Source organism: Neorhizobium sp. T6_25, from assembly GCF_002968555.1.
Lineage (GTDB): Bacteria > Pseudomonadota > Alphaproteobacteria > Rhizobiales > Rhizobiaceae > Neorhizobium.
This window is the reverse complement of sequence record NZ_PVBL01000027.1, coordinates 30,523-54,322: the sequence shown is the minus strand read 5'-3', so window position 1 is coordinate 54,322 and position 23,800 is coordinate 30,523. Positions and strand designations below refer to the sequence as shown.

26 protein-coding genes and 1 tRNA gene are annotated in these 23,800 nt (G+C 61.0%); 9 read left to right on the top strand and 18 right to left on the bottom strand.

Annotation, left to right across the window (positions count from 1 at the left end):
- The first annotated feature begins 5 nt into the window (after positions 1-5).
- A complete protein-coding gene (locus tag C5L10_RS27160) occupies positions 6-1,373 on the top strand; it encodes an aspartate aminotransferase family protein (protein ID WP_105432196.1) in 1,368 nt (455 codons plus the stop codon).
- An 8-nt stretch (positions 1,374-1,381) separates the two neighbouring features.
- Here the strand turns inward: C5L10_RS27160 and C5L10_RS27155 are convergent, their stop codons facing one another.
- Together C5L10_RS27155 and C5L10_RS27150 are read right to left on the bottom strand one after the other, a co-directional pair.
- Positions 1,382-2,881 carry a glycosyltransferase family 39 protein gene (locus C5L10_RS27155; protein ID WP_172717205.1) on the bottom strand — a complete coding sequence of 500 codons (1,500 nt, stop codon included), beginning with the start codon at positions 2,879-2,881 and terminating at the stop codon, positions 1,382-1,384.
- Positions 2,865-3,884 (bottom strand): glycosyltransferase family 2 protein, encoded by a 1,020-nt coding sequence (locus C5L10_RS27150; RefSeq protein WP_105432194.1) that lies wholly within the window; start codon positions 3,882-3,884, stop codon positions 2,865-2,867. Before C5L10_RS27150 ends, C5L10_RS27155 begins: the two co-directional genes overlap by 17 nt.
- A gap of 82 nt (positions 3,885-3,966) precedes the next feature.
- Here C5L10_RS27150 and C5L10_RS27145 point away from each other — a divergent pair, with 82 nt between their 5' ends.
- On the top strand, positions 3,967-4,929 hold the full coding sequence (locus tag C5L10_RS27145) for a lysylphosphatidylglycerol synthase transmembrane domain-containing protein (protein WP_105432193.1): 963 nt from the start codon (positions 3,967-3,969) through the stop codon (positions 4,927-4,929).
- Here C5L10_RS27145 and C5L10_RS27140 read toward each other — a convergent pair.
- The 12 genes from C5L10_RS27140 to C5L10_RS27090 all read right to left on the bottom strand — a co-directional run bounded on the left by C5L10_RS27140 (position 4,926) and on the right by C5L10_RS27090 (position 11,258).
- On the bottom strand, positions 4,926-5,354 hold the full coding sequence (locus tag C5L10_RS27140; protein WP_105432192.1) for a type II toxin-antitoxin system VapC family toxin: 429 nt from the start codon (positions 5,352-5,354) through the stop codon (positions 4,926-4,928). The genes C5L10_RS27145 and C5L10_RS27140 overlap by 4 nt on opposite strands.
- Positions 5,351-5,629: a type II toxin-antitoxin system VapB family antitoxin gene (locus C5L10_RS27135; protein ID WP_105432191.1), complete on the bottom strand. Its 279-nt coding sequence runs from the start codon at positions 5,627-5,629 to the stop codon at positions 5,351-5,353. Before C5L10_RS27135 ends, C5L10_RS27140 begins: the two co-directional genes overlap by 4 nt.
- Positions 5,630-5,677: 48 nt before the next feature.
- Complete coding sequence (gene amn / locus C5L10_RS27130; protein WP_105432190.1) at positions 5,678-7,180, bottom strand: AMP nucleosidase; 1,503 nt, start codon at positions 7,178-7,180, stop codon at positions 5,678-5,680.
- A gap of 75 nt (positions 7,181-7,255) precedes the next feature.
- Positions 7,256-7,426 carry a hypothetical protein gene (locus C5L10_RS33865; RefSeq protein WP_172717204.1) on the bottom strand — a complete coding sequence of 57 codons (171 nt, stop codon included), beginning with the start codon at positions 7,424-7,426 and terminating at the stop codon, positions 7,256-7,258.
- Positions 7,427-7,724: 298 nt separating this feature from the next.
- Positions 7,725-8,021 (bottom strand): hypothetical protein, encoded by a 297-nt coding sequence (locus C5L10_RS27125; RefSeq protein WP_105432189.1) that lies wholly within the window; start codon positions 8,019-8,021, stop codon positions 7,725-7,727.
- A gap of 450 nt (positions 8,022-8,471) precedes the next feature.
- Positions 8,472-8,726: a hypothetical protein gene (locus C5L10_RS27120; protein ID WP_105432188.1), complete on the bottom strand. Its 255-nt coding sequence runs from the start codon at positions 8,724-8,726 to the stop codon at positions 8,472-8,474.
- Positions 8,727-8,812: 86 nt separating this feature from the next.
- Complete coding sequence (locus tag C5L10_RS27115; RefSeq protein ID WP_046668433.1) at positions 8,813-9,079, bottom strand: hypothetical protein; 267 nt, start codon at positions 9,077-9,079, stop codon at positions 8,813-8,815.
- 87 nt (positions 9,080-9,166) lie between these two features.
- Positions 9,167-9,382 carry a hypothetical protein gene (locus tag C5L10_RS27110; protein WP_105432187.1) on the bottom strand — a complete coding sequence of 72 codons (216 nt, stop codon included), beginning with the start codon at positions 9,380-9,382 and terminating at the stop codon, positions 9,167-9,169.
- 87 nt (positions 9,383-9,469) lie between these two features.
- Positions 9,470-9,685 carry a hypothetical protein gene (locus C5L10_RS27105; protein WP_046668432.1) on the bottom strand — a complete coding sequence of 72 codons (216 nt, stop codon included), beginning with the start codon at positions 9,683-9,685 and terminating at the stop codon, positions 9,470-9,472.
- 86 nt (positions 9,686-9,771) lie between these two features.
- Positions 9,772-10,041, bottom strand: coding sequence for a hypothetical protein (locus C5L10_RS27100; RefSeq protein ID WP_105432186.1), 270 nt, complete (start codon positions 10,039-10,041; stop codon positions 9,772-9,774).
- 87 nt (positions 10,042-10,128) lie between these two features.
- A complete protein-coding gene (locus tag C5L10_RS27095; protein ID WP_105432185.1) occupies positions 10,129-10,347 on the bottom strand; it encodes a hypothetical protein in 219 nt (72 codons plus the stop codon).
- A 572-nt stretch (positions 10,348-10,919) separates the two neighbouring features.
- Positions 10,920-11,258, bottom strand: coding sequence for a DUF2147 domain-containing protein (locus tag C5L10_RS27090; RefSeq protein ID WP_046668429.1), 339 nt, complete (start codon positions 11,256-11,258; stop codon positions 10,920-10,922).
- 537 nt (positions 11,259-11,795) lie between these two features.
- Between C5L10_RS27090 and C5L10_RS27085 the strand changes: the two genes are divergently transcribed.
- Positions 11,796-12,062 carry a sel1 repeat family protein gene (locus C5L10_RS27085; RefSeq protein WP_046637522.1) on the top strand — a complete coding sequence of 89 codons (267 nt, stop codon included), beginning with the start codon at positions 11,796-11,798 and terminating at the stop codon, positions 12,060-12,062.
- Between the two features lie 189 nt (positions 12,063-12,251).
- On the opposite strand, the gene C5L10_RS27080 is transcribed toward C5L10_RS27085, so the two are convergent.
- The 3 genes from C5L10_RS27080 to C5L10_RS27070 form a co-directional block, all read right to left on the bottom strand.
- A complete protein-coding gene (locus tag C5L10_RS27080; RefSeq protein ID WP_105432184.1) occupies positions 12,252-13,361 on the bottom strand; it encodes a pyridoxal phosphate-dependent aminotransferase in 1,110 nt (369 codons plus the stop codon).
- A gap of 76 nt (positions 13,362-13,437) precedes the next feature.
- Positions 13,438-14,301: a LysR family transcriptional regulator gene (locus tag C5L10_RS27075; protein WP_105432183.1), complete on the bottom strand. Its 864-nt coding sequence runs from the start codon at positions 14,299-14,301 to the stop codon at positions 13,438-13,440.
- 345 nt (positions 14,302-14,646) lie between these two features.
- Positions 14,647-15,000 (bottom strand): PilZ domain-containing protein, encoded by a 354-nt coding sequence (locus C5L10_RS27070; protein WP_080951253.1) that lies wholly within the window; start codon positions 14,998-15,000, stop codon positions 14,647-14,649.
- A 281-nt stretch (positions 15,001-15,281) separates the two neighbouring features.
- Between C5L10_RS27070 and C5L10_RS27065 the strand changes: the two genes are divergently transcribed.
- From C5L10_RS27065 to C5L10_RS27045, 5 genes are all read left to right on the top strand, one after another.
- A complete protein-coding gene (locus tag C5L10_RS27065) occupies positions 15,282-16,511 on the top strand; it encodes an NAD(P)/FAD-dependent oxidoreductase (protein ID WP_105432182.1) in 1,230 nt (409 codons plus the stop codon).
- 11 nt (positions 16,512-16,522) lie between these two features.
- The gene (locus tag C5L10_RS27060; protein WP_105432181.1) at positions 16,523-17,323 is read left to right on the top strand and encodes an aldolase/citrate lyase family protein; all 801 of its coding nucleotides are present in this window, start codon (positions 16,523-16,525) and stop codon (positions 17,321-17,323) included.
- 126 nt (positions 17,324-17,449) lie between these two features.
- Positions 17,450-17,539 (top strand) — tRNA-Ser (locus C5L10_RS27055).
- 418 nt (positions 17,540-17,957) lie between these two features.
- Positions 17,958-19,025: a porin gene (locus tag C5L10_RS27050; RefSeq protein WP_105432180.1), complete on the top strand. Its 1,068-nt coding sequence runs from the start codon at positions 17,958-17,960 to the stop codon at positions 19,023-19,025.
- A gap of 179 nt (positions 19,026-19,204) precedes the next feature.
- On the top strand, positions 19,205-20,257 hold the full coding sequence (locus C5L10_RS27045; protein ID WP_105432179.1) for a porin: 1,053 nt from the start codon (positions 19,205-19,207) through the stop codon (positions 20,255-20,257).
- A gap of 252 nt (positions 20,258-20,509) precedes the next feature.
- Here C5L10_RS27045 and C5L10_RS27040 read toward each other — a convergent pair whose 3' ends face one another.
- Entirely contained in the window at positions 20,510-22,585 is a 2,076-nt protein-coding gene (locus C5L10_RS27040) for a lytic transglycosylase domain-containing protein (RefSeq protein WP_105432178.1), read from the bottom strand.
- Between the two features lie 276 nt (positions 22,586-22,861).
- On the opposite strand from C5L10_RS27040, the gene dapA reads away from it, so the two are divergent.
- Positions 22,862-23,746: a 4-hydroxy-tetrahydrodipicolinate synthase gene (gene dapA / locus C5L10_RS27035; protein WP_046605699.1), complete on the top strand. Its 885-nt coding sequence runs from the start codon at positions 22,862-22,864 to the stop codon at positions 23,744-23,746.
- The last annotated feature ends 54 nt before the right edge of the window (positions 23,747-23,800 follow it).

Below are 23,800 nucleotides of genomic sequence, written 5' to 3'. Positions count from 1 at the left end.
CAGTCATGACCGATATGCCGCCGCTTTCCAATCTCGCCGCCATCGATGCCGCCCATCACCTGCACCCGTTCTCGGACATGAAGCAGCTGAACGCCAAGGGTGCGCGGGTCATCCAGCGCGCGGAAGGCGTCCATATCTACGACTCGACGGGCAAGAAATATCTCGACGCCTTTGCCGGCCTCTGGTGCGTCAATGTCGGTTACGGCCGCAAATCGATCGCCGACGCTGCTTATGCCCAGATGCAGGAACTGCCCTATTACAACACCTTCTTCGGCACCACGACGGCGCCGGCGGCATTGCTCGCCCAGAAGATCGCCTCCCATACCGGCGAAAGGCTGAAGCGCGTCTTCTTCACCAATTCCGGCTCGGAGGCGACCGACACCTGGTTCCGCATGGCGCGGCTCTACTGGAAGGCCTTGGGCAAGCCGGAGAAGACCTTGGTCATCGCCCGCAAGAACGCCTATCACGGCTCGACGGTCGCCGGCGCCTCGCTCGGCGGCATGAAGCTGATGCACGAACAGGGCAACCTGCCGATCGAAGGCATCCACCACATCAACCAGCCCTATTGGTATGCCGAGGGCGGCGATCTGACACCTGCCGAATTCGGCCTGAAGGTCGCGCGCGAGCTGGAGGCCAAGATCGACGAACTCGGCGAGCACCGGGTCGCTGCCTTCGTCGCCGAGCCGATCCAGGGGGCAGGGGGCGTTATCATTCCGCCGGAGACCTACTGGCCGGAGATCGCCCGCATCTGCAAGGCGCGCAACATCCTGCTCGTTTCCGACGAGGTGATCTGCGGTTTCGGCCGCCTTGGACATTGGTTCGGCCACCAATATTACGGCTTCGAGCCGGATCTGGCGCCGATCGCCAAGGGCCTGTCCTCCGGCTATCTGCCGATCGGCGGCGTGCTGGTCAGCGACCGAGTCGCCGACGTGATGGTCGAGGAGTTAGGCGATTTCTACCACGGCTTCACCTATTCCGGTCACCCCGTTGCGGCTGCCGCTGCGCTGGAAAACATCCGCATCATCGAGGAGGAGGGTCTGGTCGAGCGCGTTCGCGACGATATCGGCCCCTATTTTTCCGCCGCCTGGAAAAGCCTTGAGGATCACGCGGTGGTCGGCCAGGCCGAAAGCACCGGCCTGATCGGCGGCCTGCAGCTTGCAGCCGACAAGGACACCCGCCGCCGTTATGCAAAGCCCGACGATATAGGCACGCTAGTGCGCAACCACTGTGTCGAGAACGGCCTCATCCTACGCGCCACTGGCGACCGCATGCTTGCTTCGCCAGCGCTGACCATCAGCCGTTCGGAAGTGGATGAGGTAATCGAGAAGCTGCGGGCGGCGCTCGATCATTTGCGGGACAGCGTAACCGAGTAGTCCTTGTCCTATTTCGCGGGCTCCACCCATGCATAACCGAACATGACACTGTCCCGTCCACCCGAGAAGAGATAAGGCACGACCTTGATCGCCGGCGCCAAGCCTTCCGCCGCGACCCCGTTCGCCTGCAGATATGGCTTGAGAGCATCGAGCGTTTCCCCGCTCCCCTGCCAGACGATCAGCCCCGGCTGGTTTCTCTCCGCCTCGCCGAGTGGCGGCGTCTGCCCGAAACTTTGCAGCAGCACGCGGGCCTGCGGCAGTTCCAGCCGGGCGCTTCCGGCAAGATAGGGATCGTCGGTCATCACATAGGCCGGCTTGGCGCCGGCATGCTCCGCCACCACCTGTTCGATGAACGGCCCGGACGGCAGGTTTTCCTTGGTATAATCGCCGAACATCGGGCCGATGACATTGCCGAGCGCGATATAGACGACGAAGCCGAGCGCCAGCACCGCCACCGGAAACAGCAGCCGCGGGATGCTGCGGCGCGTATCCGCCTTGGCCGCCTCGAGCTTCAGGCAGAGATAGAGGGGCAGCAGAACCAGGAACGGCGACAGCCATTTCTCGCTGATGCTGGTGGCGCCGAAACCGAGCCCGATCAGTCCGACGGCGATCAGGCAGATGACGAGCGTCCGGCCGATCACCCGCGTCCATTGGTTCGTCGCCTGCCAGGCATCGATGAGCGGCCGCCGGAAGGCGATCAGGAAAAAGGCGAGCACCGGCAGCCCGCCAGTCAATACCGCTGCCAGAAGCGTGGCTATACCGGACAGCCGGTCGAGAATGGGGTTGCCCGACGCGTCCTCGCGCATCGCCTTGATCGTCCCGGCCGTCGCTTCGCCCAGGTTTCCGAGTACCCAAAGCCCGTGCGGCAGGCAGATCACCGCTGTGACGGCAAGTGCCGGGATCATCCGCCAGTCGAGAATGCGCTTGCGAAGCTCCGGTTCCGGCAGGATGGCGAGGATCGCCGCGACGGGCACGATGACGAAATTATACTTGGCGATCAGCCCGAACCCGACCGCGATGCCAGTGAGCAGGTAGGTCCAAGGGGTTGGCCGCGTCAGCGTCTTGAGGAAGCCATAAAAGAACAGTGCGACGGCAAACAGTGTGGCGATCGCATGCGTCAGGTCCCTTTGCGACATGACGCTGACCGCCGGCATGGCGATCACGCCGATCATGGCGATGGCGACAAGCCGCGGGTCCTTCAGCAGCACCCGGGCCGCAAGCCCATAGACCGCACAGGTGAGGAACAGCAGCAGGTTCTTGACCAGCGCGACCGCAAGGACCGACGGACCGATCAGGTGGACAACCCCGTATTGCAGCCAGTTGTAGAACGGCGGCTGACGGCCGTAGCCCATCAGCAGGAACTGCGACTGGTAGAGCTGTTCCGCCTCGTCGCTTTCGAGCGCCTCCGAGCGCAGCACCCTGAGGGTGATTGCCAGCACATAATATGCAGCGATCAGCCAGAGGACGAGGTCGGGACGGCGGGCAAGCGCGTCACTGATGCGCCGCATCGCCCTCATAGACTTCCCTGACGATGTAGCTGAGCGAGTTGTCATCGCGATAATAGGTGCGGGCGATCATTTCCGCGATAATGCCGGTGGTGATCATCTGCACCGCCGACAGGAACAGCATGACGCCGATGAGGAACAGCGGCCGGGTGCCGATGTCGTTGCCCATGATGAACTTGTCGATGAACAGGTAAAAGAGGATGATCGCCGACAGCGCCCCCAGCCCGAGGCCGAGCGAGCCGAAGAAATGTCCCGGCCGCGCCTTGAAGCGCATGAAGAACATCACCGATAGCAGATCGAGGATCACCCGGAATGTGCGGGAAATCCCGTATTTGGAAACGCCGTGCTGGCGCGCATGGTGGGTCACCGGCATTTCGCCGATCCGCGAGCTCGGCACCACGCCGGCAACCCAGGCCGGAATGAAGCGGTGCATCTCGCCCATCAGCTTGACCTGCTTGATCACCGTGCCGCGATAGATCTTCAAGGAACAGCCATAGTCGTGCAGCCGCACGCCGGTGATGCGGCCGATCAACCGGTTGGCGATGAAGGAGGGCACCTTGCGCAGCAGCAGCCCGTCCTGACGGTTCTTGCGCCAGCCGACCAGCAGGTCCAGCTCGCGCCGCTCCAGCTCGGCCACCATGCCGGGAATGTCCTTCGGGTCGTTCTGCAGGTCGCCGTCGAGCGTCGCGATCAACCGGCCGTTCGCCTGGTTGATGCCGGCCTGCATCGCGGCCGTCTGGCCGAAATTGCGCTGCAGCGCGACGATCTTCAGGTCGAGGCCGGGGCGATTGAGCGCTTCGCGGGCATTGGCGATCGTCGCGTCCGTGCTGCCGTCGTCGACGAGGATGAGTTCCCAGCTCGCCGCGTAGCCGGCCATCGCCGCGCAGATCCGTTCGATCAGCGGGCGCACGCTTTCTTCTTCATTGAAGAGGGGCACGACGAGGGACAGTTCGATCGGCTCGGCCGTCTCGATGCGGTCCGTCACCGACTCTGCTGTTGTACGCACCTTGCGTTTCTCCTAAACCACGGGCTGGAAAGGCCTCTGACAATGGCCGAAACCCGAAATTTCACATGGGGCACCCTACTATATGAAGAATTCTCCGGTTGCCAGTCGCCGGGCGTGGATAATTCGCCACGCGATGACGCTCGGGACGGTGGCGATCATCTTGCTGTACGCCACGTTCATCCAGTGGGTCTGGGGCTGGCAGAGCGTCGTGTCCCTGTGGAGCGGCGCCGGCTGGGGCTCTGCGGCGATAGCGCTCGCACTGCTGCTCGGCACTTATGTCCTGCGCACCTGGCGCATCTACGACTATTTCCCGGCCGAGACCGGCGGCCATTTCGGCACGCTGCTGAGGCTCGTCCAGGTCCATAACCTTCTCAACATCATGCTGCCCTTTCGCACCGGTGAAGCAAGCTTTCCGCTGCTGATGAAGCGCGAGTTCGGCCTGGGCGTTGCGCGCAGCACCGCGGCGCTGTTGGTCATGCGGCTCTTCGACCTGCATGCGCTGCTCGCCGCCGCCGGCACGGGTCTGGCGCTGCAGACAGGAAAGCTCTGGGCCTGGACGCTCTGGCTCGCCTTCCTGATCCTGCCGGCAATCGCCTTCGCGCTGCGCGGCCCGGCCTTCCGGCTTGCAGCCAAGGTTCTGCCGGACAAGGCGAAAAAACTGCTCGAGGAGGTCGAAGCCGGCCTGCCGCTCGATGCAAAAGCCTTCGCCCGCGCCTGGGGCGCGACACTGATCAACTGGTTCACCAAGATCGCCGTCCTCGCCTGGGTCCTCGACCTGCTCGGCGGGCTGTCCATCGCCGCAAGCTTCGGCGGCGCGCTCGGCGGCGAACTCTCTTCCGTGCTCCCCATGCATGCACCGGCCGGCGTCGGCACCTATCCCGCCGGCATCACCGCCGGCGCCATCGCCTTCGGCGCCGGCACGGCCGGACTGCCCCTGGCGGAACTCGGCCAGGCGGCGGTCAACACGCATCTGCTGGTGATCGTCTCGTCGCTGGTCGGGACGGCACTGTCATTGCTGGTGGCGAGGCCGGCGCGCGATCGTTAAGCTAATTCGCTCAGCGATATCGCCGCGTCACGAAATCTCTTGTCGGCGCTTTGCCGCAGCTTCCGAACGAGGCTTTCATCTGCAGTGACGAAGCGAAGATTTTCCTTCAGCGCAAGGGCCAGATAGATGCAGTCATAAGCCGGATGATCGAGTTCGATCGCGAGTTCGAGACTGGCGTTCAAGAGCGGTAGCATTTCTCGCAATTGCAGGTCCGAGCCCTCGATGAGCCGGGCGCCGAAAAGTGCCTCTACGGCGGAAAGCTCTTTCCGCCGTACCTTCTTCCAGAGGATGTTGGCGCATTCGACAAGGATCAGATCCGGGGCAATCAGCGCATTGCCGTCGAGAAGGGACAGCGCCTCGGAAGTCCCTGTCTCCTGGATGACCCATTTGATGACGACGCTTGCGTCGACGACGAAGGTCGTCACCGTTCTTGGCGTCCTTCGCGCATCAACATTTGGGAAGGCGTGTGGTCGCGATTGGCGGTTAGGGCTCGAAATTCGGATGCCAGGGTCTCGAAGGTCGGCCGGCTGTGATGAGGGCCATCCCAGCCCATGCCTTCAAGCTCCTTGAAAGCGCGGCGTCGGCGTTCGTTCGTGACCAGATGTTGAAGGATCTCCTCTACGGTTGCCGTGATCGGCAAGCCGGTGATTTCCTTCGCCTCGTTCAAGAGGTCGTCGTCGATATTTAAGGACATGCGCATCGGGAACCCTCCTGAGAGTCCAGAATATAGTCCTAAATTATGGCGCTGTCACTGAAACGCCGTCTCATAAAAGCTTCTCAGCTTGCGCGAATGCAGTGTCTCGGTCGGCATGGCCGCGAGTTTCTGCACGGCGCGGATGCCGATCTGCAGGTGCTGGCTGACCTGGGTGCGGTAGAAGGCGGTCGCCATGCCGGGCAGTTTCAGTTCGCCATGAAGCGGCCGGTCGGAGACGCAGAGCAGTGTCCCGTAGGGCACGCGGAAGCGGAAACCGTTGGCGGCGATCGTCGCCGATTCCATGTCCAGCGCGATTGCCCTTGACTGGGAGAGCCGCTTCACCGGTCCGCGCTGGTCGCGCAGTTCCCAGTTGCGGTTGTCGATCGTCGCAACGGTGCCGGTGCGCATGATCCGCTTCAGCTCGAAGCCCTGGTAGCCGGTGACCTCCTCGACGGCGCTTTCGAGCGCCTGCTGCACTTCGGCAAGTGCCGGGATCGGGATCCATACCGGCAGGTCGTCGTCGAGCACGTGGTCCTCGCGCACATAGGCATGGGCCAGCACATAGTCGCCGAGGCGCTGGCTGTTGCGCAGGCCGGCGCAATGGCCAACCATTAGCCAGGCATGCGGTCGCAGTACGGCGATATGGTCGGTGATCGTCTTGGCGTTCGAAGGCCCGACGCCGATATTGACGAGCGTGATGCCCGCATGGCCCTTCTTCTTCAGATGATAGGCAGGCATCTGCGGCAGGCGGACGACCGCATCGGTTTCCGGCCTGTCGCTGCCTGCAAGCGTAACGATATTGCCGGGCTCCACGAAGGCCGTGTAGCCGTCGCCGCCCTTTGCCATCATCTCACGGGCCCAGGCCGCGAATTCGTCGATGTAGAACTGGTAGTTTGTGAACAGCACGAAGTTCTGGAAGTGATCGGCGCTGGTCGCGGTATAGTGGCTGAGCCGGGCCAGCGAATAGTCGATGCGCTGGGCGGTGAACGGCGCAAGCGGCGCCGGCTCTCCGGGCACCTGCTCGTATTCGCCGTTGGCGATCAGGTCGTCGGTGTTGTTGAGATCCGGCGTGTCGAAGAGGTCGCGCAACGAGATGTCGGCCAGCGAACTGGTCGCCGATGCCTCCACATGCGCGCCTTCGCTGAAGGCGAAATGCAGCGGGATCGGTGTCGTCGATTCCGAGATCGTCACCGGAACGCTGTGGTTGCGCATCAGGAGGCCGAGCTGCTCTTTCAGGTAATGCCGGAACAGCTTCGGGCGGGTGATCGTCGTCGTATAGACGCCGGGCGACGAGACATGGCCGTAGGAGAGGCGCGAGTCGGCGTGGCCGAAGGAGGTCGTTTCGATGCTGACCTGCGGATAGCAGGCACGGTAGCGGCCGGTCACGGCCGCACCATCGGCAAGCGCCCCGAACGCGTCGATCAGGAATTTCGTATTGCGTTCGTAGAGTTCGGTCAGGGCATCGACCGCCTCGACCGGATTGTCGAAGGCGCGCGGCTCTACCGGGCTGGGGCTGATGAAGGAAAGCGGGGTCAAGGAAAAGATTCGTGTGTTCATGCGCTATTATAGAGAGAACTCAATAACAATCAAACGACGTTGAAAGGCTCCCGCCGCTTGAACACCTGAACTTTTTCAAAGTGCCGCGACGCAATTTGGCGTGGCGGGATGATAGCAAGGCACGCCGGTGCCGAGATGCACGCGCAGATCGTTGCGCGCCGGGGCGGCCACGAGTGCGGCAAAGGCGAATGCAAAAATCGTCATGATCAGAGTTACTATTGTCAGGCGGCGTGCAAGGATGGTCATGGTTCTCTCCCCAAAGCCAATGACGGCAGAATAAAGGCGTGCGGCTGAATGCGTCCTGAGAGAGAGTTTCATCCAGGGTTCAGAATGGTTAACGTCGAAGGGATCGGGTGCCCACCGAATCGATGACGCCGCCCGCGGCAACATCCGCGCCCCCTTACCGCGGCATAGGCACCCGCAGAACGCTGCCGGCACGAAAAAGCCGGCCACGAGGGCCGGCTTGAAATTGGTCTGTCGGTGGAGAGGTCATCCCGCGCATTGGCTGCGACCTGCGCGAGATGCGGTATCTTGAAGCAACTGCTTAATTATGCGGACGCAGAGTACCGTCGTAGTAGTCGCCTTCGTCCTGTCCACCATCGAGATCGGCGTTGCCGCTCGTGTTATTGTTGTACATGTAGCCGGTGCTCGGATAGATGCTGCCGGTCGACATGGTGTCCACGCCGCTACTGCGATCCTGGCCGCGATCCTGCTGAATAGTCGGCGGCGAGTGAGGCAGGCCGTTCGGGTCCGAATAAACCGCGTTTTGAGCAGCGGCGGCACCGGCGAAACCGGCCGAAATGATAAGAGCGGCAGTACCGGAAGTCAGATAGGCTTTCATTTTCCTGTCCTTTCCATCTGGTCTTATGGCGCGAAGCGATAGGTTCATCGCTCCGTCCGAGATACAAATCCCTGGAGGCGAGGATCGTTCCAATAGAAATGGAGCGGAGGTGCCAACCAGCGGTTTTTTCTGCTCGGCAAAAAGCCTTTGATATTGCAGAAAACGGGCGGCACAGGGCCAAATGCAGGAAATCTCACGAAGAAGAGCATCAACGTGATTGATTCGTGGAAAAGCTTCACTTAATCTTGAACTCGATGGCGGGTTTCAGAGTCCGGCCATCACGCACCGGAAAGACGATTGCGACCCGTCTTTCCAATCGGTGTCTTGAATGAACTGCGAATACCAGCCGCTCGCGCGGCTGGTATTTCATTTTTCCATATATTTGCTGTCTGTTTGATCCCGCACCGGGCAAGGCTCTGTGCGGCTATCGATGGCGAACGAACTTCGAAATTAGTTCGGGCGGTTGACGCCGTTGTAGTAGTCGCCGCTGTCCAGATCGGAAGCACGGTTATCGCGGCCACCGCCATTGTTGAACGGAAGCTTGCCGTCCTGACGATCGATGCTGCCGGTGTTCAGGCGATCGATGGCTGTGGCAGGCCCGGTCTTCTCGGCGCCCTGGTAATAGTCGCCTTCAGCAAGTACTGCACCGGCGAACGAAACCGAAGCGATCAGGGCTGCGGCGAGGGCGGAAGTCATCTTTGTCATTGTCTTATGCCTTTCAGAGTTGCCCGCGGCAGTGAGTTTGCGACCCGTCCTGCGGACATATGTTCGGTATCTTGAATAGGAGGCGGTTAGTTCGGGCGAACTGCGCCTTCGTAATAGTCGCCACGGTTCAGGGTGACGGTGCCGTCGAACGACTGGTTCGACTGGTCGGAACCCTTGGCGCGAGCGATCGAACCGGTATAGCCGAAGCTGTCGACGCGAGCGCCATGGACGGACCGAGCCTGCTGGGTGGGCTGTGCGCCTTCGTAATAGTCGCCTTCATCGGCGAGAGCGGCGGTGGCGAAAGAGGCCGAAGCGATGAAGGCTGCGGCGATAGCGGAAGTGATCCTGGTCATTGTGGTAGTCCTTTCAGAGTGTTCCGCGGCGTCAAAGTTGCGACCCGGCCTGCGGAAATTGTTTCGGTTATCTTGAATGAGCTGCGATTAGTTCGGGCGGTTGGCGCCGTCGAAATAGTCGCCGCTGTTGACGTCGGCCTTCTGGGTGTCAGCCTTCTGGCCGATGCTGCCGGTCTGAACATGATCGACGGTAGCGGAAGCCTTGGAGGCGCCTTCGTAATAGTCGCCTTCAGCGAGGGCGACGGAAGCGAAGGAAGCCGAAGCGATAAGGGCTGCGGCGACAGCGGAAGTGATCTTGGTCATGGTGGTAGTCCCTTCAGAGTTACCCGCGGCTTCAAAGTTTGCGACCTGGCCTGCGGAGATTGTTTCGGTATCTTGAATGAGCTGCGATTAGTTCGGGCGGTTGGCGCCGTCGAAATAGTCGCCGCTGTTGACGTCGGCATTCTGGGCTTCAGCTTTCTGGCCGATGCTGCCGGTCTGAACATGATCGACGGTAGCGGAAGCCTTGGAGGCGCCTTCGTAATAGTCGCCTTCAGCAAGAGCGACGGAAGCGAAGGAGGCCGAAGCGATAAGGGCTGCGGCGATAGCGGAAGTGATCTTGGTCATGGTGGTAGTCCCTTCAGAGTTACCCGCGGCTCTTAGTTTGCGACCTGGCCTGCGGAGATTGTTTCGGTGTCTTCAATGAACGGCGATTAGTTCGGCCGGTTTGCGCCTTCATAATAGTCGCCACGATCCAGGGTGACCGTGCCATCGAAGGACTGGTTCGAACCCTGAGCGTTGGAGACCGAGCCCGTATAGCCGTAGCTGGCCGAACCCTGGGCCTTCTGATGTGTTGCCGGGTGCTGCTGGCCAGCCGACGGCGGGGTGACGCCTTCGTAATAGTTGCCTTCAGCAAGAGCGGCGGTGGCGAAGGAAGCCGAAGCGATAAGGGCTGCGGCGATAGCGGAAGTGATCCTGGTCATTGTGGTAGTCCCTTCAGAGTGTTCCGAGGCTTCAAAGTTTGCGACCTGGCCTGCGGAAATTGTTTCGGTATCTTGAATGAGCTGCGATTAGTTCGGGCGGTTTGCGCCTTCGTAGTAGTCGCCGCGGCCGATCGGAGCCGGGACCTGGTTCTGTTGATCCTGAGCAATGCTGCCGGTCTGAACATGGTCGACGGTAGCGGAAGCCTTGGAGGCGCCTTCGTAATAGTCGCCTTCAGCGAGGGCGACGGAAGCGAACGAGGCCGAAGCGATAAGGGCTGCGGCGATAGCGGAAGTGATCTTGGTCATTGTCTTTATCCTTGAGTTATGTTCGGTTCGGTCTTGGGCCGAACCAGAGTGAATTTCTGTTTGCGATGCTGATATCGGACCGATCGGTTCGATCCGGAAGCCCCCCATTTCGGCGACTGCTGTCAACGAAACGTTGACAACGAAAAGCGCTCGGGGAAAATGCACGCAAAAAGCGCATAGAGCAGCTATTTCACGGAAAAAGCCACGAATAAATCGATTAAGTTACAATTCGTTAAGATAATTAACCAGCAAAATCAGCATGATATGTGGTTCTGAAAGCATTTACACCGGTTACGTGTAATTTTCCGGCGACCATGTCATTTTCATGGCTTTTATGTGGCGTAAATCGTGTTCAAGGGGTATTCAAGCTTTTCACAAAACTGTGACATCGAAATTTTGCGGATTTTTACGCCCAGAATCGATGCCGTTTGCGTGACCAAATTGCCTTTTCTTGATGCGGCGCAGCAAAATATTAGGGCACCTCTTGACGGTTGGAAACGAAAAACGGCCGTGCCGTTGCCGGCGCGGCCATCGCTGCACTTCTTATAGGGGACGATATTTGGACGATCGGCTTAGAGGCGCGTCCACGTCTGCGACTTGCAAAGGATGGCGAGGACGCAGCCTTTCATCTTGAGCGAATTGCCGCTGACCGATCCGGATCCGCTATAGGTCTTGTCCTCCGCGGGATCGGTGATCTCGCCGCTATATTCGCCGTCCTTGCCGGAGAGCTTGCCGATCTGCTTGCCCGAATGTTTGCCGGTCTTCAGCGTCACGCAATAGGCGGTACCGCATTTGCCGATCACCGCGGTCTCGCCGCTGGCGGTCTTCCAATTGCCTTCGATCGGCTCTGCGGCTCGGGCTCCGGTCGCGGCAAGTGTCAGCACTGCAACAAGCATCAGTCTGCGCATCATGATTGTTCTCCTCCTTCGCTTCCGCCGCTGAGCTCTTCGAGAGCAGACAGACGGCGCGGTTTCCTTCAGTTCGCACCCCTCCGGACGAACTCGTGCCGAAATTTATCTTACGCACACGTAAAGGTAAATATGGGTTTGGCCCGATATGGCGGAATTTCAGCGCTCGGGAAGGCCGGGTTTTCCACAGCCCTGGAGACAGGTTCACCGAACCGAACCGTATTCGTAGTTAGCGATCGGTTTAAATCGCTTCCTAAACTTTTCGTAAAAATCTCCGCGAATTCCTTAAAATGCAAGGCATCCCATGTTTAACAAAAACTCAAATTTACGAAGCGTTTGAACTTTGTTTTCGTTGAATTAATCATGCTTTTTAGGCGTCTTTTGGAAGGTTGGGCGCATAGTGAAGTCATCAAACGAGCGGAAAAAACCGCCGGCCGGAAGGATCAAAACAGCCGCTTCAAGACGGTGATCCGGATGGAGCCCGAAAGGGCAAAAAACAGGGCAGACGACGAACAACAGGCTTTAACAGGGATCAAACCGATGGCACGCTTTGAAATGAACAATTCCGGAATGGCCACCATGGGTGGCGAAACCCGCGCCGACACTTTCTGCGAAATGGGCTTGATGTATGCGACCGGTCGTGGTTGCGACGTCGATCTGATCTCCGCACACAAATGGCTCAACATCGCCGCGATCAAGGGCTCCGATCGCGCCGCCGAATTGCGCGCCGACCTCGCTCAGACGATGAGCAAGATGCAGCTGGCCGCGGCACTCCGCGCCGCTCGCGAATGGATGACCATGCACTGAGCGCCTTCAGGGAGCGCCGTGGTCGACGAATTGACCGGCCCCGCAAGAGGGCCGGCGGGAGAACAATCCAAAAGACAGCACCCAAGAGGGGATCGGGAAACAGGACGGTCGGTCTGGACGGGGACGATCGTCGGAAATTGAGACCGCGACCGGCAGGAACAAGGCCGGCGCGGTCGTTTTTCGTATAGCCTAAAGGCTCTTCAGTACCTTCGGCAGCGCTTCTTCGAACAGCGCCATGTCCGATTCCGGGCCTGTGCTGACGCGGATGCAGCGGTTGAGCTGCGCGACACCCGGCATGCGGATGAAAACCCCGTGCTCCATCAGCCCATCGACGATCGAGCGCGCATAGGCGCCGTCGCGGCCGCAATCGATCGCCACGAAATTGGTGGCGGACGCCAGCGGCTTCAGGCCGTTGGTTTCAGCGATGGCCGCGATCCGGTCCCGCGAGGCCTTGATCTGCCCAATCACCTGAGAGAGGTAGGCCTGGTCTTTCAGCGCCGCGAGTGCCGAGGCGATGCCGATCCGGTTCATGCCGAAGTGATTGCGGATCTTGTCGAAGGCCTCGGCAGTGCCGGGCGTCGAGATCGCATAACCCACTCGCGAGCCGGCCATGCCGTAGGCCTTCGAGAAGGTCCGGGTGCGGATGATATTCGGCCTGTCGATCAGGGCGGCGATATCAGGCGTCGCGCCGGCCGGGCCGGTCTCGCAATAGGCTTCGTCGAGAATCATCAGGCAGGTTTCCGGCAGCGCTTTGGCAAAAGCGACGATGCTGTCGGCATCCCACCAGCTTCCCATCGGATTGTCGGGATTGGCGAAATAGACCAGCGGCGCGCTTTCGCGGCGAACGGCTTCCAACAGCCCATCGAGGTTTTCGCGGTCGTCGACGTAAGGCACCGTCACCAGCCGGCCGCCATGGCCGGCCACATGGAAGTTGAACGTCGGATAGGCGCCGAACGAGGTGACGACCGGCATGCCCGGCTCGATCACCATCCGGACGATCAGCCCGAGCAGGCTGTCTATGCCTTCGCCGACGGCAATGTTGTTGATCTGACAGCGCAGATGCGCGGCGAGCGCCTGCTTCAGTTCGAAATTTTCCGGATCTGCATATTTCCAGGTGCTTGCCGCCGCAGCGCTGATCGCTTCGATGACGGAAGGCGCAGGGCCGAAGCCGTTTTCATTGGCGCCGATGCGTGCCTTCACCATGAGGCCGCGATTGCGCTCGATGGCCTCGGGTCCGACGAAGGGGACGGTGGCGGGAAGGGCGCTGATCAGCGGTGTAAAGCGCGAGAATGCAGGCATGGATTTCAGTTCCGGTTCTTTAAAACCGGCACACAATAGGATCGATTCACCGGCATGCAAGTCTGGTTGGGCTCGATTAGGCTTGATCGCCGCTAAATCTTTTCACCTCCCGTTTGAAAAGCGCGTCGAGCCTTTCGATGACCTGACGCACTTCCGGTCGGTGCCGGTCGTCGTCATTGGCGACGATCCACATTGTATAGGTAAGCTCTGCGATGATGCCGCCCTCGCGCACCAGGCCGGGAACGGAATCACCGATGAAGCACGGCAGCACACCCCGGCCGTTGCCGCTGGCAATCAGCCTCGGAAGGATATCCGGCGAATTGGTCCAGGTGCGAATATCGGCTTCGTGATGCTGGAACACCCATTTATCGGCCGCGGAATGGGAGTTGTCGGTACCGAGCGAAACCCAGGGCATGGTCTCGTCTTCGGCCAGCGCGCTCGCCCTATATATAGAGTGTGCGACAACGACCGATCGGCGGATCGCTACATTGCCCGATTCCGGCCTCCGGGCGACGATCCCGATATCCGCCTCGCGATAGGTGAAATCGACGCCCTTGTGCAAAGACTTGCAGCAGAGCCGGAACCGGTCCTCTCTGCCCCTGATCTCCGGCGTGTGATCGCCGATGTAACCGGAAAGCCAGGCATCGGCGCCGATAGAGACGATCGGCATGGCAAAGGCTTGTCCGTTCCAGTCGGCGATGCTGTCGGCGGTTCTTTGCATGGCGCGGACGTGTTCGAGCAGCGTTTCTCCATCCGGCGCCAGCCGGTAGCCCTGATGGCTGCGCACGAACAGGCTCCGGCCGGTTGCCCGCTCGAGCGCTAGCATCCGCCGGCCGATCGTCGGGGCACTGAGGCCCGTGCGGGCGGCGGCACCGCTCAAGCCCCCTTCGCTCGCCACATGCAGAAACAGTTTGAGATCGTCCCAGCCCGCATCCGTCATATCAGGCACCCTATCGTTTCACCGGTGATCTTCCCATCGTTCATGGATGAAAAGCGGCTTTCGCCGGCGCGTCTACAAGCCGCGCGGCAAATCGCTAGCTCGATGGCACCGCATCATAGATGGAGTGACTGCCATGCTTCTCAACTGGGTGAGACTTTGGGAACAGCTGAACAAGGGAAAGGACAGGTGCTGCCTGAACGGGCCGCGGCATCCGATGGCCGATCCCCTCGAGGGTGCCGAATGGGCCGGGCTGCTGTGGGCCGTGCCGTTGCTGTCGCGGCTGGCGAGCGGCGGCCATGAGCGGCGGGGAGGAAAAGGCCTCCCGGCCGCGAGACTATCTGCCCGTCAATGACTCGTCTCGAAGCTCAGCCGGATCACGTGATGCAGAAACTCGGCGTCGATCAGCATGTTGAAGCCGACGGTGACCTTCTCTTCCTCGCGGCGGATCACCGTGCATCCGATGTCGTCATGGATGCCGAGGATTTCGAGGAAGAAGTTGTTGGGCATCGGCAGGGTCGGGCCGACCTCGATCTCCGCACCGTAGAGCGAGATGCTGCGGATCAGGCAGCGGAAGCTGGTTTTGGTGCTGAGATGATGGCCGACAAGGATGACCTTGCCGGGGCGGTCGATCGTGAACTTTTCGAAGGCCCGGTCGCGCGGGCCGTCTTTTCTGGTGTCCTGGTCCATAGTCAAGGGCATGACACCCTCCCGTTTTCATTCCTACTCTGTGACTATATTCCTCCTGCGCTGACACATTCTGAAACGGAATGATAAAATGCGACGGATCGACGGGGATATTGGAGACAAATCCCGGTTTTAACGCTGTAGAGGCGGTTTTTCCTTTCCGTATGGGACAGCTGCGAACTCATTGCGCGTAATCGGCCATGTCGCGTTGTTGACGGACCAGTGTCGCGGGGATACCCCTTGCGATCGGATTAGTGGTGCTATCAACGAAACCATGATCGGTGTGGGAGCGAGACGTGACGGGCAGGTTGGTGATAATTGGCGCGGGCCAGGCGGGTTTCGCGCTCGCTGCAAAACTCCGGGCCTTGAAGGATGCGCGGCCGATTACGATTATCGGTTCGGAAAACGTGATCCCTTATCAGCGCCCGCCGCTCTCCAAGAAATATCTGCTCGGCGAAATGGAGTTCGAGCGGCTGACCTTCCGGCCCGAAAGCTGGTTTGCCGAAAACGATGTCGAGCTTCTGCTCTCGACCTATGTCGAGGAGATCGACCGCAAGGCAAAGTTCGTCCGTATGCAAGACGGTGCCGTGCTTGAATACGACACTCTGGCGCTCGCCACCGGCTCGACGCCGCGCACGCTGCCGGCAAGTGTCGGCGGCGATCTCGACGGCGTCTTCACCGTGCGCGACAAGCGCGATGCCGACTTGCTCGCCGGCGAGATGAAGCCGGGCCGCCGGCTCCTTATTATAGGCGGCGGTTATATCGGCCTCGAAGCGGCCGCCGTCGCCCGCCATCTCGGCCTCGAAGTGACGTTGATCGAAATGGCCGACCGCATCCTTCAGCGCGTCGCAGCAGAAGAGACCGCCGACGTGATGCGCGCCATTCACGACAGCCACGGCGTAGTCATCCGCGAAAAGACCGGCCTGCACCGCCTGGTAGGTGGAGGCGGCCCGGAAGGGAAACACGTGCGCGCCGCTGAACTCTCCGACGGCAGCACTATCGAGGTCGATTTCGTCATCGTCGGCATCGGCGTCAAGCCGAACGACGAACTGGCGCAGGAATGCGGCCTCGCAGTTGGCAACGGCGTGATCGTCGACGAATTCGCCCGCACCTCCGATCCGTCCATATTCGCCATGGGCGACTGCGCCATGCTGCCCTGGAAGGGCGAGCGCATCCGTCTCGAATCGGTACAGAACGCCGTCGACCAGGCGGAAGCCGCCGCAGCCATTCTTGCCGGTGGCTCGGCGCCCTATGACGCAAAGCCCTGGTTCTGGTCCGACCAGTATGATGTGAAGCTGCAGATCGCCGGCTTCAACATGGGGTATGACGAGACGCTGGTGCGCAAGGGCGCCCGCGAGGGAAGCCTGTCGATCTGGTATTTCCGCGAGGGCCGGTTCATCGCCGTCGACGCAATCAACGATGCCAAGGCCTATGTGAGCGGCAAGAAACTGCTCGATACCGGCATCGAACCGAGCCGCGCCATCCTCGCCGATCCGGCCGCCGACCTGAAACAGCTCCTCTCCTGAAGGGAAACGCCATGCCGTCTCCGAAGAATCACTTCAAGGCGGCGCTGAAGGCCCGCCAGCCGCAGATCGGCCTCTGGCTGAACATGGGCGAGGCGCTGACCGCCGAGATCGCCGGCCATGCCGGTTTCGACTGGCTGGTGATCGACGGCGAGCACGGCCCCAACGACCTGCGCAGCATTCTGGCGCAGTTACAGGCGCTTGCCACCTCGCCCTCCGAAGTGGTCGTGCGGCCGCCGGTCGGCGAGACCTGGCTCATCAAGCAGATGCTCGATATCGGCGCCCGCACGTTGCTCGTGCCGATGGTCGATTCGGCCGAGCAGGCGAGGGAACTCGTCCGGGCCGTGCGTTATCCGCCACGCGGCGTGCGCGGCGTCGGTGCCGCCGTCGCCCGCGCCTCCGGCTTCAACTCCATTCCCGACTATGCCGAGACGGCCGCCGACGAAATCTGCCTGATCGTCCAGGCCGAGACCATGGCCTCGATCCGCGACCTGGAGAACATCGCCGCAGTGGACGGTGTCGACGGCGTCTTCATCGGCCCGGCCGATCTTTCGGCCGACATGGGTTATCTCGGTCGCATGGAGGCCCCTGAGGTCCAGGAGGTGATCGAGAAGGCGATCGGCACGATCCTGAAATCCGGCAAGGCGGCCGGCATCCTGACGTTCAGCGAAACCCTGAACCGCCATTATCTCGATCTCGGCGCGAGCTTCGTGGCCGTCGGCGCCGATGTCACCGAGTTTTCCGGCGCGCTGCGGTCGCTGGCCGGCCGCTACGGCCGTGGCGGCGGCGTCGGCAAGCAGCGTTCGGGCTACTGAGAATCACTGCAGCTACGGGAATGGAATCACTTGTTGCGATTCGCGTGTCGTGACCGGTGGGAATCGCATGACATTTCCATAAAAGACCTTGCCATCGATATCGTTTCCCAATAATCAGGCCCGACCGGAGAGGTGGCCGAGTGGTCGAAGGCGCTCCCCTGCTAAGGGAGTATACCCGAGAGGGTATCGTGGGTTCGAATCCCATCTTCTCCGCCATTCCAGGCTCGAAACGCCGGCCCAATCCTCAAATCCAATCCCATTCTGATCGACCTTTGCGTATTGCTCGCAGGACCGCGCAGTCGCGCCCCGTGACGGTCGAGGTGATTCCCCTCCGGAGCTTTCCCGAGGCGCTAAGTGGCTGCGAGATAAGCTCTTTCTTAACAAAGCGTAAAATACCACCTATGGCCGTCCCCGGCTTTGTGTCCTTTCGGCAACAGACTTCTGGGAAGCGGGTGCCGGAATGGCGTCCGGTTGAAGTTCCAGATTGCATGACCCTCCCCGTCTTGTATTTTCAAATCCGGAAGCGAGGCGGTGGATCGTCCTTCTTCTAGCAATCGACGGGGATGGGGCAGGGAACGCTGTCCTTCAGCCAAAAGAACCCAGACCCATACGAAACTTTGACTGGAGGTCAAAAATGAACATCAAGAGCCTTCTTCTCGGCTCCGCTGCTGCCCTCGCAGCAGTCTCCGGCGCTCAGGCAGCTGACGCCATCGTAGCTGCTGAACCGGAGCCCATGGAATACGTTCGCGTTTGCGACGCTTTCGGCACCGGCTACTTCTACATCCCGGGCACCGAAACCTGCCTCAAGATCGGCGGTTACGTCCGTTTCCAGGCTGATATCGGCCAGGACGTTAACGCCCTGAACGATCAGGACTGGGATACTTTCAGCCGCGTTCAGCTCGACTTCACCGCGAAGTCTGACACCGAACTTGGTACGCTGACCTCGGTTGCTTCGGTTCGTATCGAAGCCAACCAGGACGCTCCGTATGACTCGAACGGCTCCGGCATTACGGGCGCTGGCAACTCGGCTTACATCAACGAAGCCTACATCCAGCTCGGCGGCTTCAAGGTTGGTCGTTACTACAACCCTTGGGATAAGGGTATCAACGGCGAGTCCGATTGGAACTCCGGTACCCGGAACACCCGCATGCAGTCCGTTGGCTATTTCTACACGGGCTCTGCCTTCACCGCTGGCGTCCAGGTTGACGAACTGTCGCGCCTTGCTGGTCTCGGTGGCCAGAACGTTGGTATCGAAGCTATCGTTACTGCCAAGTTCGGCTCTGTAGCGTTCGACCTTCTCGGTGCTTATGACTTCAGCGCTGAAAACGGTGCAGTTCGCGCCCTCATCTCGGCTCCGGTCGGCCCGGGCACCCTGCAGGCTCTCGCCGTATGGTCGAGCGGCGTAGGTGATGCGAACTTCGACAACGCCTACTACAACCGTGGTGAATGGGCTCTCGCTGCTTCGTACGCTTTCAAGGTCTCCGACAAGCTGACGATCACTCCCGGCGGTACCTACGTCTGGAACTCGGAAGTCGATGCTGACGGCGAGTACACGGGCGACGATGCTTGGCGTGCTGGCGTAACGGTCGACTACACGATCGTTCCGGGCTTCACTGCCAAGGTTACTGCGAACTACAACGAAACTTCGGGCGCTGCTGAAGAATTCTGGGATGGCTTCGTCCGTCTCGATCGCACGTTCTAATCATCACGGAACTCCCCCGGTTCGCCGGGGGAGTTTTTCCATAAAAAGAGTGGCCTGAAGGCCGCCGCATGGGGAGATACGACCGGGGGATATGGCTGCTTATGCGGCCTTTCCGTGTTTGCCAGTATTAGGGCGGGCATGAATCAGCATTCAGAGAAATTGATCTGGAGGTCAATAAAGTGAACATTAAGAGCCTTCTTCTCGGTTCTGCAGCGGCTCTCGCGGCAGTTTCCGGTGCTCAGGCTGCCGACGCCATCGTCGCTGCCGAACCGGAGCCTATGGAATACGTTCGTGTCTGCGACGCGTTCGGCACTGGTTACTTCTACATCCCGGGTTCTGAAACCTGCCTCAAGATCGGCGGTTATGTCCGTTTCGAAGTCGGCTTTGGCGATGACGTGAACGCTCTCAACGGCGGCGACTGGGATTCGTATAGCCGCGCTCAGCTCGACTTCACGGCCAAGTCCGACACCGAACTCGGCACGCTGACCTCGGTTGCTTCGGTTCGCTTCGAAGCCAACCAGGGCGCTCCGTACGACACGAACGGCACCGGCGTAACGGGTACGGAGAATTCTACGTACATCAACGAAGCCTATATCCAGCTCGGTGGTTTCCGCGTTGGTCGCTGGTTGAACTGGTGGGATGCCAACGACCTTCCGGGCGAGCTCGACAACCTCGGTTCGAACCGTCTGCAGTCGATCTCCTACACCTATACCGGCTCGGCCTTCACGGCTGGCATCCAGGTTGACGAACTGTCGCGTCTTCGCGGCCTCGGCGGTCAGAACGTCGGTATCGAAGCTGTCATTCAGGCCGCGATCGGCCCGGCCAAGCTCGAACTGCTCGGTTCTTATGACTTCAGCGCCGAAAACGGCGCGATCCGTGCGATCGGCTCCGTGGCCGTTGGTCCGGGCACCTTCTACCTCTCCGGTGTCTGGTCGTCGGGTGACAACGCCTACTACGGAACCGGCAACGATGCCGGTGAAGCAGCTGTCGCTGTTGCTTATGCTTTCAAGGCGACCGACAAGCTCGAAATCATTCCGGAAGCCCAGTACATCTGGAATACCGAGGCTGATGCGGACGGCGACTTCTTTGGCGACGACGCCTGGGGCGCTGGCGTAACCGTCAACTACCAGATCGTTGAAAACTTCGCTGCCAAGGTTGCCGTCAACTATCAGGAAGTTGGCGACGAAGACGGTACGGTACAGGGTATCGTCCGCCTGCAGCGCGACTTCTGATCTGATTTGATCGGATTGAATTTAGAAGCCCGGCCTCGTGCCGGGCTTTTTGCTTTGAGAAAGGTCGAACTGCAGCGGGTGTTATAGCGGGTCAGTCCCGGTGCCGGTGGAAGTCGAGTGGCGCGGCTCAGTCTGATGTTGGGTAGTGGCTCTATGGGATGCGGATAGTTGCCATCGCCAGTGAGCGCGCAGTGCCCCACCGCCGCTCAAGCAGGACGAGGAAAAGACCAGACTCGGCCAAGCCGCAGCCTGCTACCGCCGCCCGAAGCGCAGATCCGCTTCTATATCCGCCTTCTGCCCAAGCCTCGTCTTGTAGACCTGATAGTTCTCCATCACCCGCTGCACGTAATTGCGGGTTTCGGGGAAGGGGATGCGCTCGATCCAGTCGACCACCTCGTCGAGGGACTTGCCGCGCGGGTCGCCGTAGCGGGTGATCCATTCGGGCACCCGCTTCGGGCCGGCGTTGTAGGCGATGAAGGTGAGGATGTAGGAGCCGCCGAACGTGTCGATCTGCTCGCCGAGGTAATGCGCGCCGAGTGTCGCATTGTAGCCCGCATCCGTGGTCAGCCGCGCGGCCGCATAGGTGAGGCCGTGTCGCTTGGCGACGCCCTGCGCCGTGCCGGGCAGGATCTGCAGCAGCCCGCGGGCATTGGCGGGCGAAACCGCACCCGGGTTGAAGGCGCTTTCCTGGCGGGCGATCGCATAGGCGAGCGCCTTGCCAGAACCGGCGATATCGGCGCCGGCCGGGATGACGCCGATCGGGAAAGCGAGTGCGGCCACATCGATGCCGCGGCTGAAAGCCGTTTTGCCGATCTGCAGCGACAGGGCGTGATTGTCTTCCGATTCGGCTCTTGCCGCGAGGATCGCCAGTTCTCCCGGGCTGGTCATTTCTTCCGCCAATGCGCGATAGAGCACCGCGGCGCGTTTGCCATGGCCGGCATCTTCGAGCCTTGCGATCGCCCGGACGGCTTCGCGGCTTTCGAAATTCTGACGGTCGGTCCCGCTCGCGGTCGGATAGGTGACGTCGAGTGACTTGAGGTCGAGCCGTGCGGCGGCAAGCTGGCCGTAGAACGTGCTGGAGAAATGCGCCGCCTTGGCGAAGAACTCCTTGGCGCTGCCCGGACCGCCGTCTTCCGCCGCACGGCCGAGCCAGTAGAGGGCGCGCGACGCCGAAAGCGGCTTGTTCGAGGTATCGAGGATCTTGCGGAAATGTTTCTCGGCGGTTGCCGGCTCATGCAGCGCCCGCAACGCATACCAGCCGGCGTGGAATTCCGCATCGACGATATCGGTGGAGGAGGCGGCGACATAATTGGCCGCAGTCCGGTAGGCGAGCTTGAACTCGCCCTGATCAGCGAGGCCGCGCGCCACGATGCGCCGCTCGTTCCACCATTCCGTCGTGTTGACCAGTTTTGCCGCGTCGCGCGGGGCCTTTTCGAGCAGGTCCGCAGCGTCCCGGTATTTGTCCTGCCGCCGAAGATATTCGACGCGAGCGAAGAGATAACCGGCATCGTCTTTCAGGGAGCCGTCGATGCCGTTCAGCAGCGCCTCGGCATTCTTGGCATTGCTGATGACGGCGGTCCAGGCCTTGTAGAGCGATTGCGCCTTGCCGAGATCGCTAAAACGCTTCGCCTGTGCCGCACGCCCCTTGTACATCAGGAAGTCCATCCGCGCCTTGTGGTCGGCGGTGGTGAGAAGTCCAGAGAATTCGGCAAGGATACGGTCTTCGGCCGGCTTGTCGAGCGGCTCGGACAGCCAGATCTGCCGAAGCGGCCGGGCGGCCTCGACCTGTTTGCCGGAGGCGACGAGCGCGCGGGCGAGGATGAGCGTGCCCTCGGTGGTTTCCGGCCGGGTCGAGCCGAAGGCCGCAAGCACGGTCGGGGCGGGCGGATTTTCTCGATAAAGCGCGCGTTCGGAATTGGCGCGCAGGCCCTTCAGCCCCGGCCAGCCCTTCAGTTCCGTCTGGGCCGCCGCGATCTCGCCCGATGGCACGCCCGGCGCGCCGGACGTGGCGATCGCCCAGGTGAGGATATGCCGGTCGAGCGAACCTTCGGCAAGACCGTTGCGTGTGGCAAGGGCGGTGGCGATGTCGTTGCCGGCAAGCGCATCGAGCCCGGCTTTGAGCGCAGGTGCCACCACCAGCGGGTCGGTTCTCGGGATCGTGCCGGTCACGTCCGGCGCCGGCATCGCGGCGGGCATGGTGATCGCGACCGGGTTTTCGGGCTTCATATAGGGAAGGGGGGCCATGCTTTCGGGCAGCGATGCGGCAAATGCGTGCATGCTCGCAGCGCCGAGCCCCAGTGCTGCGAGGATCAGAACAGGCCTGTACATCCGGTAACTCGCGAAAATAGTCGTCCCCTTATTAGCCGCCAGCCACGTTAACGAAAGCTTACCGCATTTATGAAAATGCGCAGTTTCTTATATGAGATTCCATATGAAATCCCTGGCACTTGCGCTTGTCGCCGCTTTCCCGTCGCTTTATGGTGCGCGACCTGAAAGGCTTTCGGGAAAAAGGTCGGCTGCGTCGCGGCCCGTCCAAAGTTGTCGAGAGCCCTCATAGTCATGGATTGCGGCAGCAGAATGGACGCTGTCGATTGGGAGTTTTGCATGTTCAAGGGATCGATGCCCGCGCTGGTCACCCCGTTCACCGCCGATGATGCGGTGGATGAGCAGGCTTTTGCCGCGCATGTGGATTGGCAGATCGTCGAAGGCAGCAGCGGTCTGGTGCCTGTCGGCACCACCGGTGAATCGCCGACGCTGAGCCATGACGAGCACAAGCGCGTCGTGGAACTCTGTATCGAAGTGGCCAAAAAGCGGGTTCCCGTTATCGCCGGTGCCGGCTCCAACAACACGCGCGAGGCGGTGGAGCTTGCCGTGCACGCGGAAAAGGCCGGCGCCGATGCCGTGCTCGTCGTGACGCCCTATTATAACAAGCCGACCCAGAAGGGCCTGATCGCGCATTTCTCGGCGATCGCGCAAGCGACGAAGCTGCCGATCATCATCTACAACATCCCGCCGCGTTCGGTCATCGACATGTCGCCGGAAACGATGGGCGCGCTGGTGAAGGCGCACCGGAACATCGTCGGCGTCAAGGATGCGACCGGCAAGATCGAGCGCGTCTCGGAACAGCGCATCACCTGCGGCAAGGATTTCGTGCAGCTCTCGGGGGAAGATGCGACGGCTCTCGGCTTCAACGCCCACGGCGGCGTCGGCTGCATCTCGGTGACGGCCAATGTGGCGCCACGGCTGTGCGCGGAATTCCAGGCGGCAACGCTTGCGGGCGATTATGCCAAGGCGCTCGAATACCAGGACCGCCTGATGCCGCTGCACAAGGCGATCTTCCTGGAACCCGGCCTCTGCGGCGCCAAATACGGTCTCAACAGGATCCGCGGCATGAACCGCACGGTCCGCTCGCCGCTGGTCTCGACGCTGGAACCGGCAACCGAGGCGGCGATCGATTCCGCGCTACGCCACGCCGGCCTCCTGAACTGAGGGACGTCAGCGCTCGCCGCTTCACTTTCGGCATCGGCCGCATTACATAGACAA

Excerpts from the sequence above, each read along its gene's own strand:
- C5L10_RS27095 (WP_105432185.1), bottom strand. The coding sequence starts at position 10,347 with ATGACCAAGATCACTTCCGCTATCGCCGCAGCCCTTATCGCTTCGGCC.
- C5L10_RS27160 (WP_105432196.1), top strand. The coding sequence starts at position 6 with ATGACCGATATGCCGCCGCTTTCCAATCTCGCCGCCATCGATGCCGCC.
- amn (WP_105432190.1), bottom strand. The coding sequence starts at position 7,180 with ATGAACACACGAATCTTTTCCTTGACCCCGCTTTCCTTCATCAGCCCC.
- C5L10_RS27080 (WP_105432184.1), bottom strand. The coding sequence starts at position 13,361 with ATGCCTGCATTCTCGCGCTTTACACCGCTGATCAGCGCCCTTCCCGCC.
- C5L10_RS27075 (WP_105432183.1), bottom strand. The coding sequence starts at position 14,301 with ATGACGGATGCGGGCTGGGACGATCTCAAACTGTTTCTGCATGTGGCG.
- C5L10_RS27040 (WP_105432178.1), bottom strand. The coding sequence starts at position 22,585 with ATGTACAGGCCTGTTCTGATCCTCGCAGCACTGGGGCTCGGCGCTGCG.
- C5L10_RS27050 (WP_105432180.1), top strand. The coding sequence starts at position 17,958 with ATGAACATCAAGAGCCTTCTTCTCGGCTCCGCTGCTGCCCTCGCAGCA.
- C5L10_RS27085 (WP_046637522.1), top strand. The coding sequence starts at position 11,796 with ATGGCACGCTTTGAAATGAACAATTCCGGAATGGCCACCATGGGTGGC.
- C5L10_RS27145 (WP_105432193.1), top strand. The coding sequence starts at position 3,967 with ATGAAGAATTCTCCGGTTGCCAGTCGCCGGGCGTGGATAATTCGCCAC.
- C5L10_RS27070 (WP_080951253.1), bottom strand. The coding sequence starts at position 15,000 with ATGCCCTTGACTATGGACCAGGACACCAGAAAAGACGGCCCGCGCGAC.
- C5L10_RS27155 (WP_172717205.1), bottom strand. The coding sequence starts at position 2,881 with ATGCGGCGCATCAGTGACGCGCTTGCCCGCCGTCCCGACCTCGTCCTC.
- C5L10_RS27135 (WP_105432191.1), bottom strand. The coding sequence starts at position 5,629 with ATGCGCATGTCCTTAAATATCGACGACGACCTCTTGAACGAGGCGAAG.
- C5L10_RS27125 (WP_105432189.1), bottom strand. The coding sequence starts at position 8,021 with ATGAAAGCCTATCTGACTTCCGGTACTGCCGCTCTTATCATTTCGGCC.
- C5L10_RS27115 (WP_046668433.1), bottom strand. The coding sequence starts at position 9,079 with ATGACCAGGATCACTTCCGCTATCGCCGCAGCCTTCATCGCTTCGGCC.
- C5L10_RS27090 (WP_046668429.1), bottom strand. The coding sequence starts at position 11,258 with ATGATGCGCAGACTGATGCTTGTTGCAGTGCTGACACTTGCCGCGACC.
- C5L10_RS27110 (WP_105432187.1), bottom strand. The coding sequence starts at position 9,382 with ATGACCAAGATCACTTCCGCTGTCGCCGCAGCCCTTATCGCTTCGGCT.
- C5L10_RS27120 (WP_105432188.1), bottom strand. The coding sequence starts at position 8,726 with ATGACAAAGATGACTTCCGCCCTCGCCGCAGCCCTGATCGCTTCGGTT.
- C5L10_RS27100 (WP_105432186.1), bottom strand. The coding sequence starts at position 10,041 with ATGACCAGGATCACTTCCGCTATCGCCGCAGCCCTTATCGCTTCGGCT.
- C5L10_RS27060 (WP_105432181.1), top strand. The coding sequence starts at position 16,523 with ATGCCGTCTCCGAAGAATCACTTCAAGGCGGCGCTGAAGGCCCGCCAG.
- C5L10_RS33865 (WP_172717204.1), bottom strand. The coding sequence starts at position 7,426 with ATGACCATCCTTGCACGCCGCCTGACAATAGTAACTCTGATCATGACG.
- dapA (WP_046605699.1), top strand. The coding sequence starts at position 22,862 with ATGTTCAAGGGATCGATGCCCGCGCTGGTCACCCCGTTCACCGCCGAT.
- C5L10_RS27105 (WP_046668432.1), bottom strand. The coding sequence starts at position 9,685 with ATGACCAAGATCACTTCCGCTATCGCCGCAGCCCTTATCGCTTCGGCC.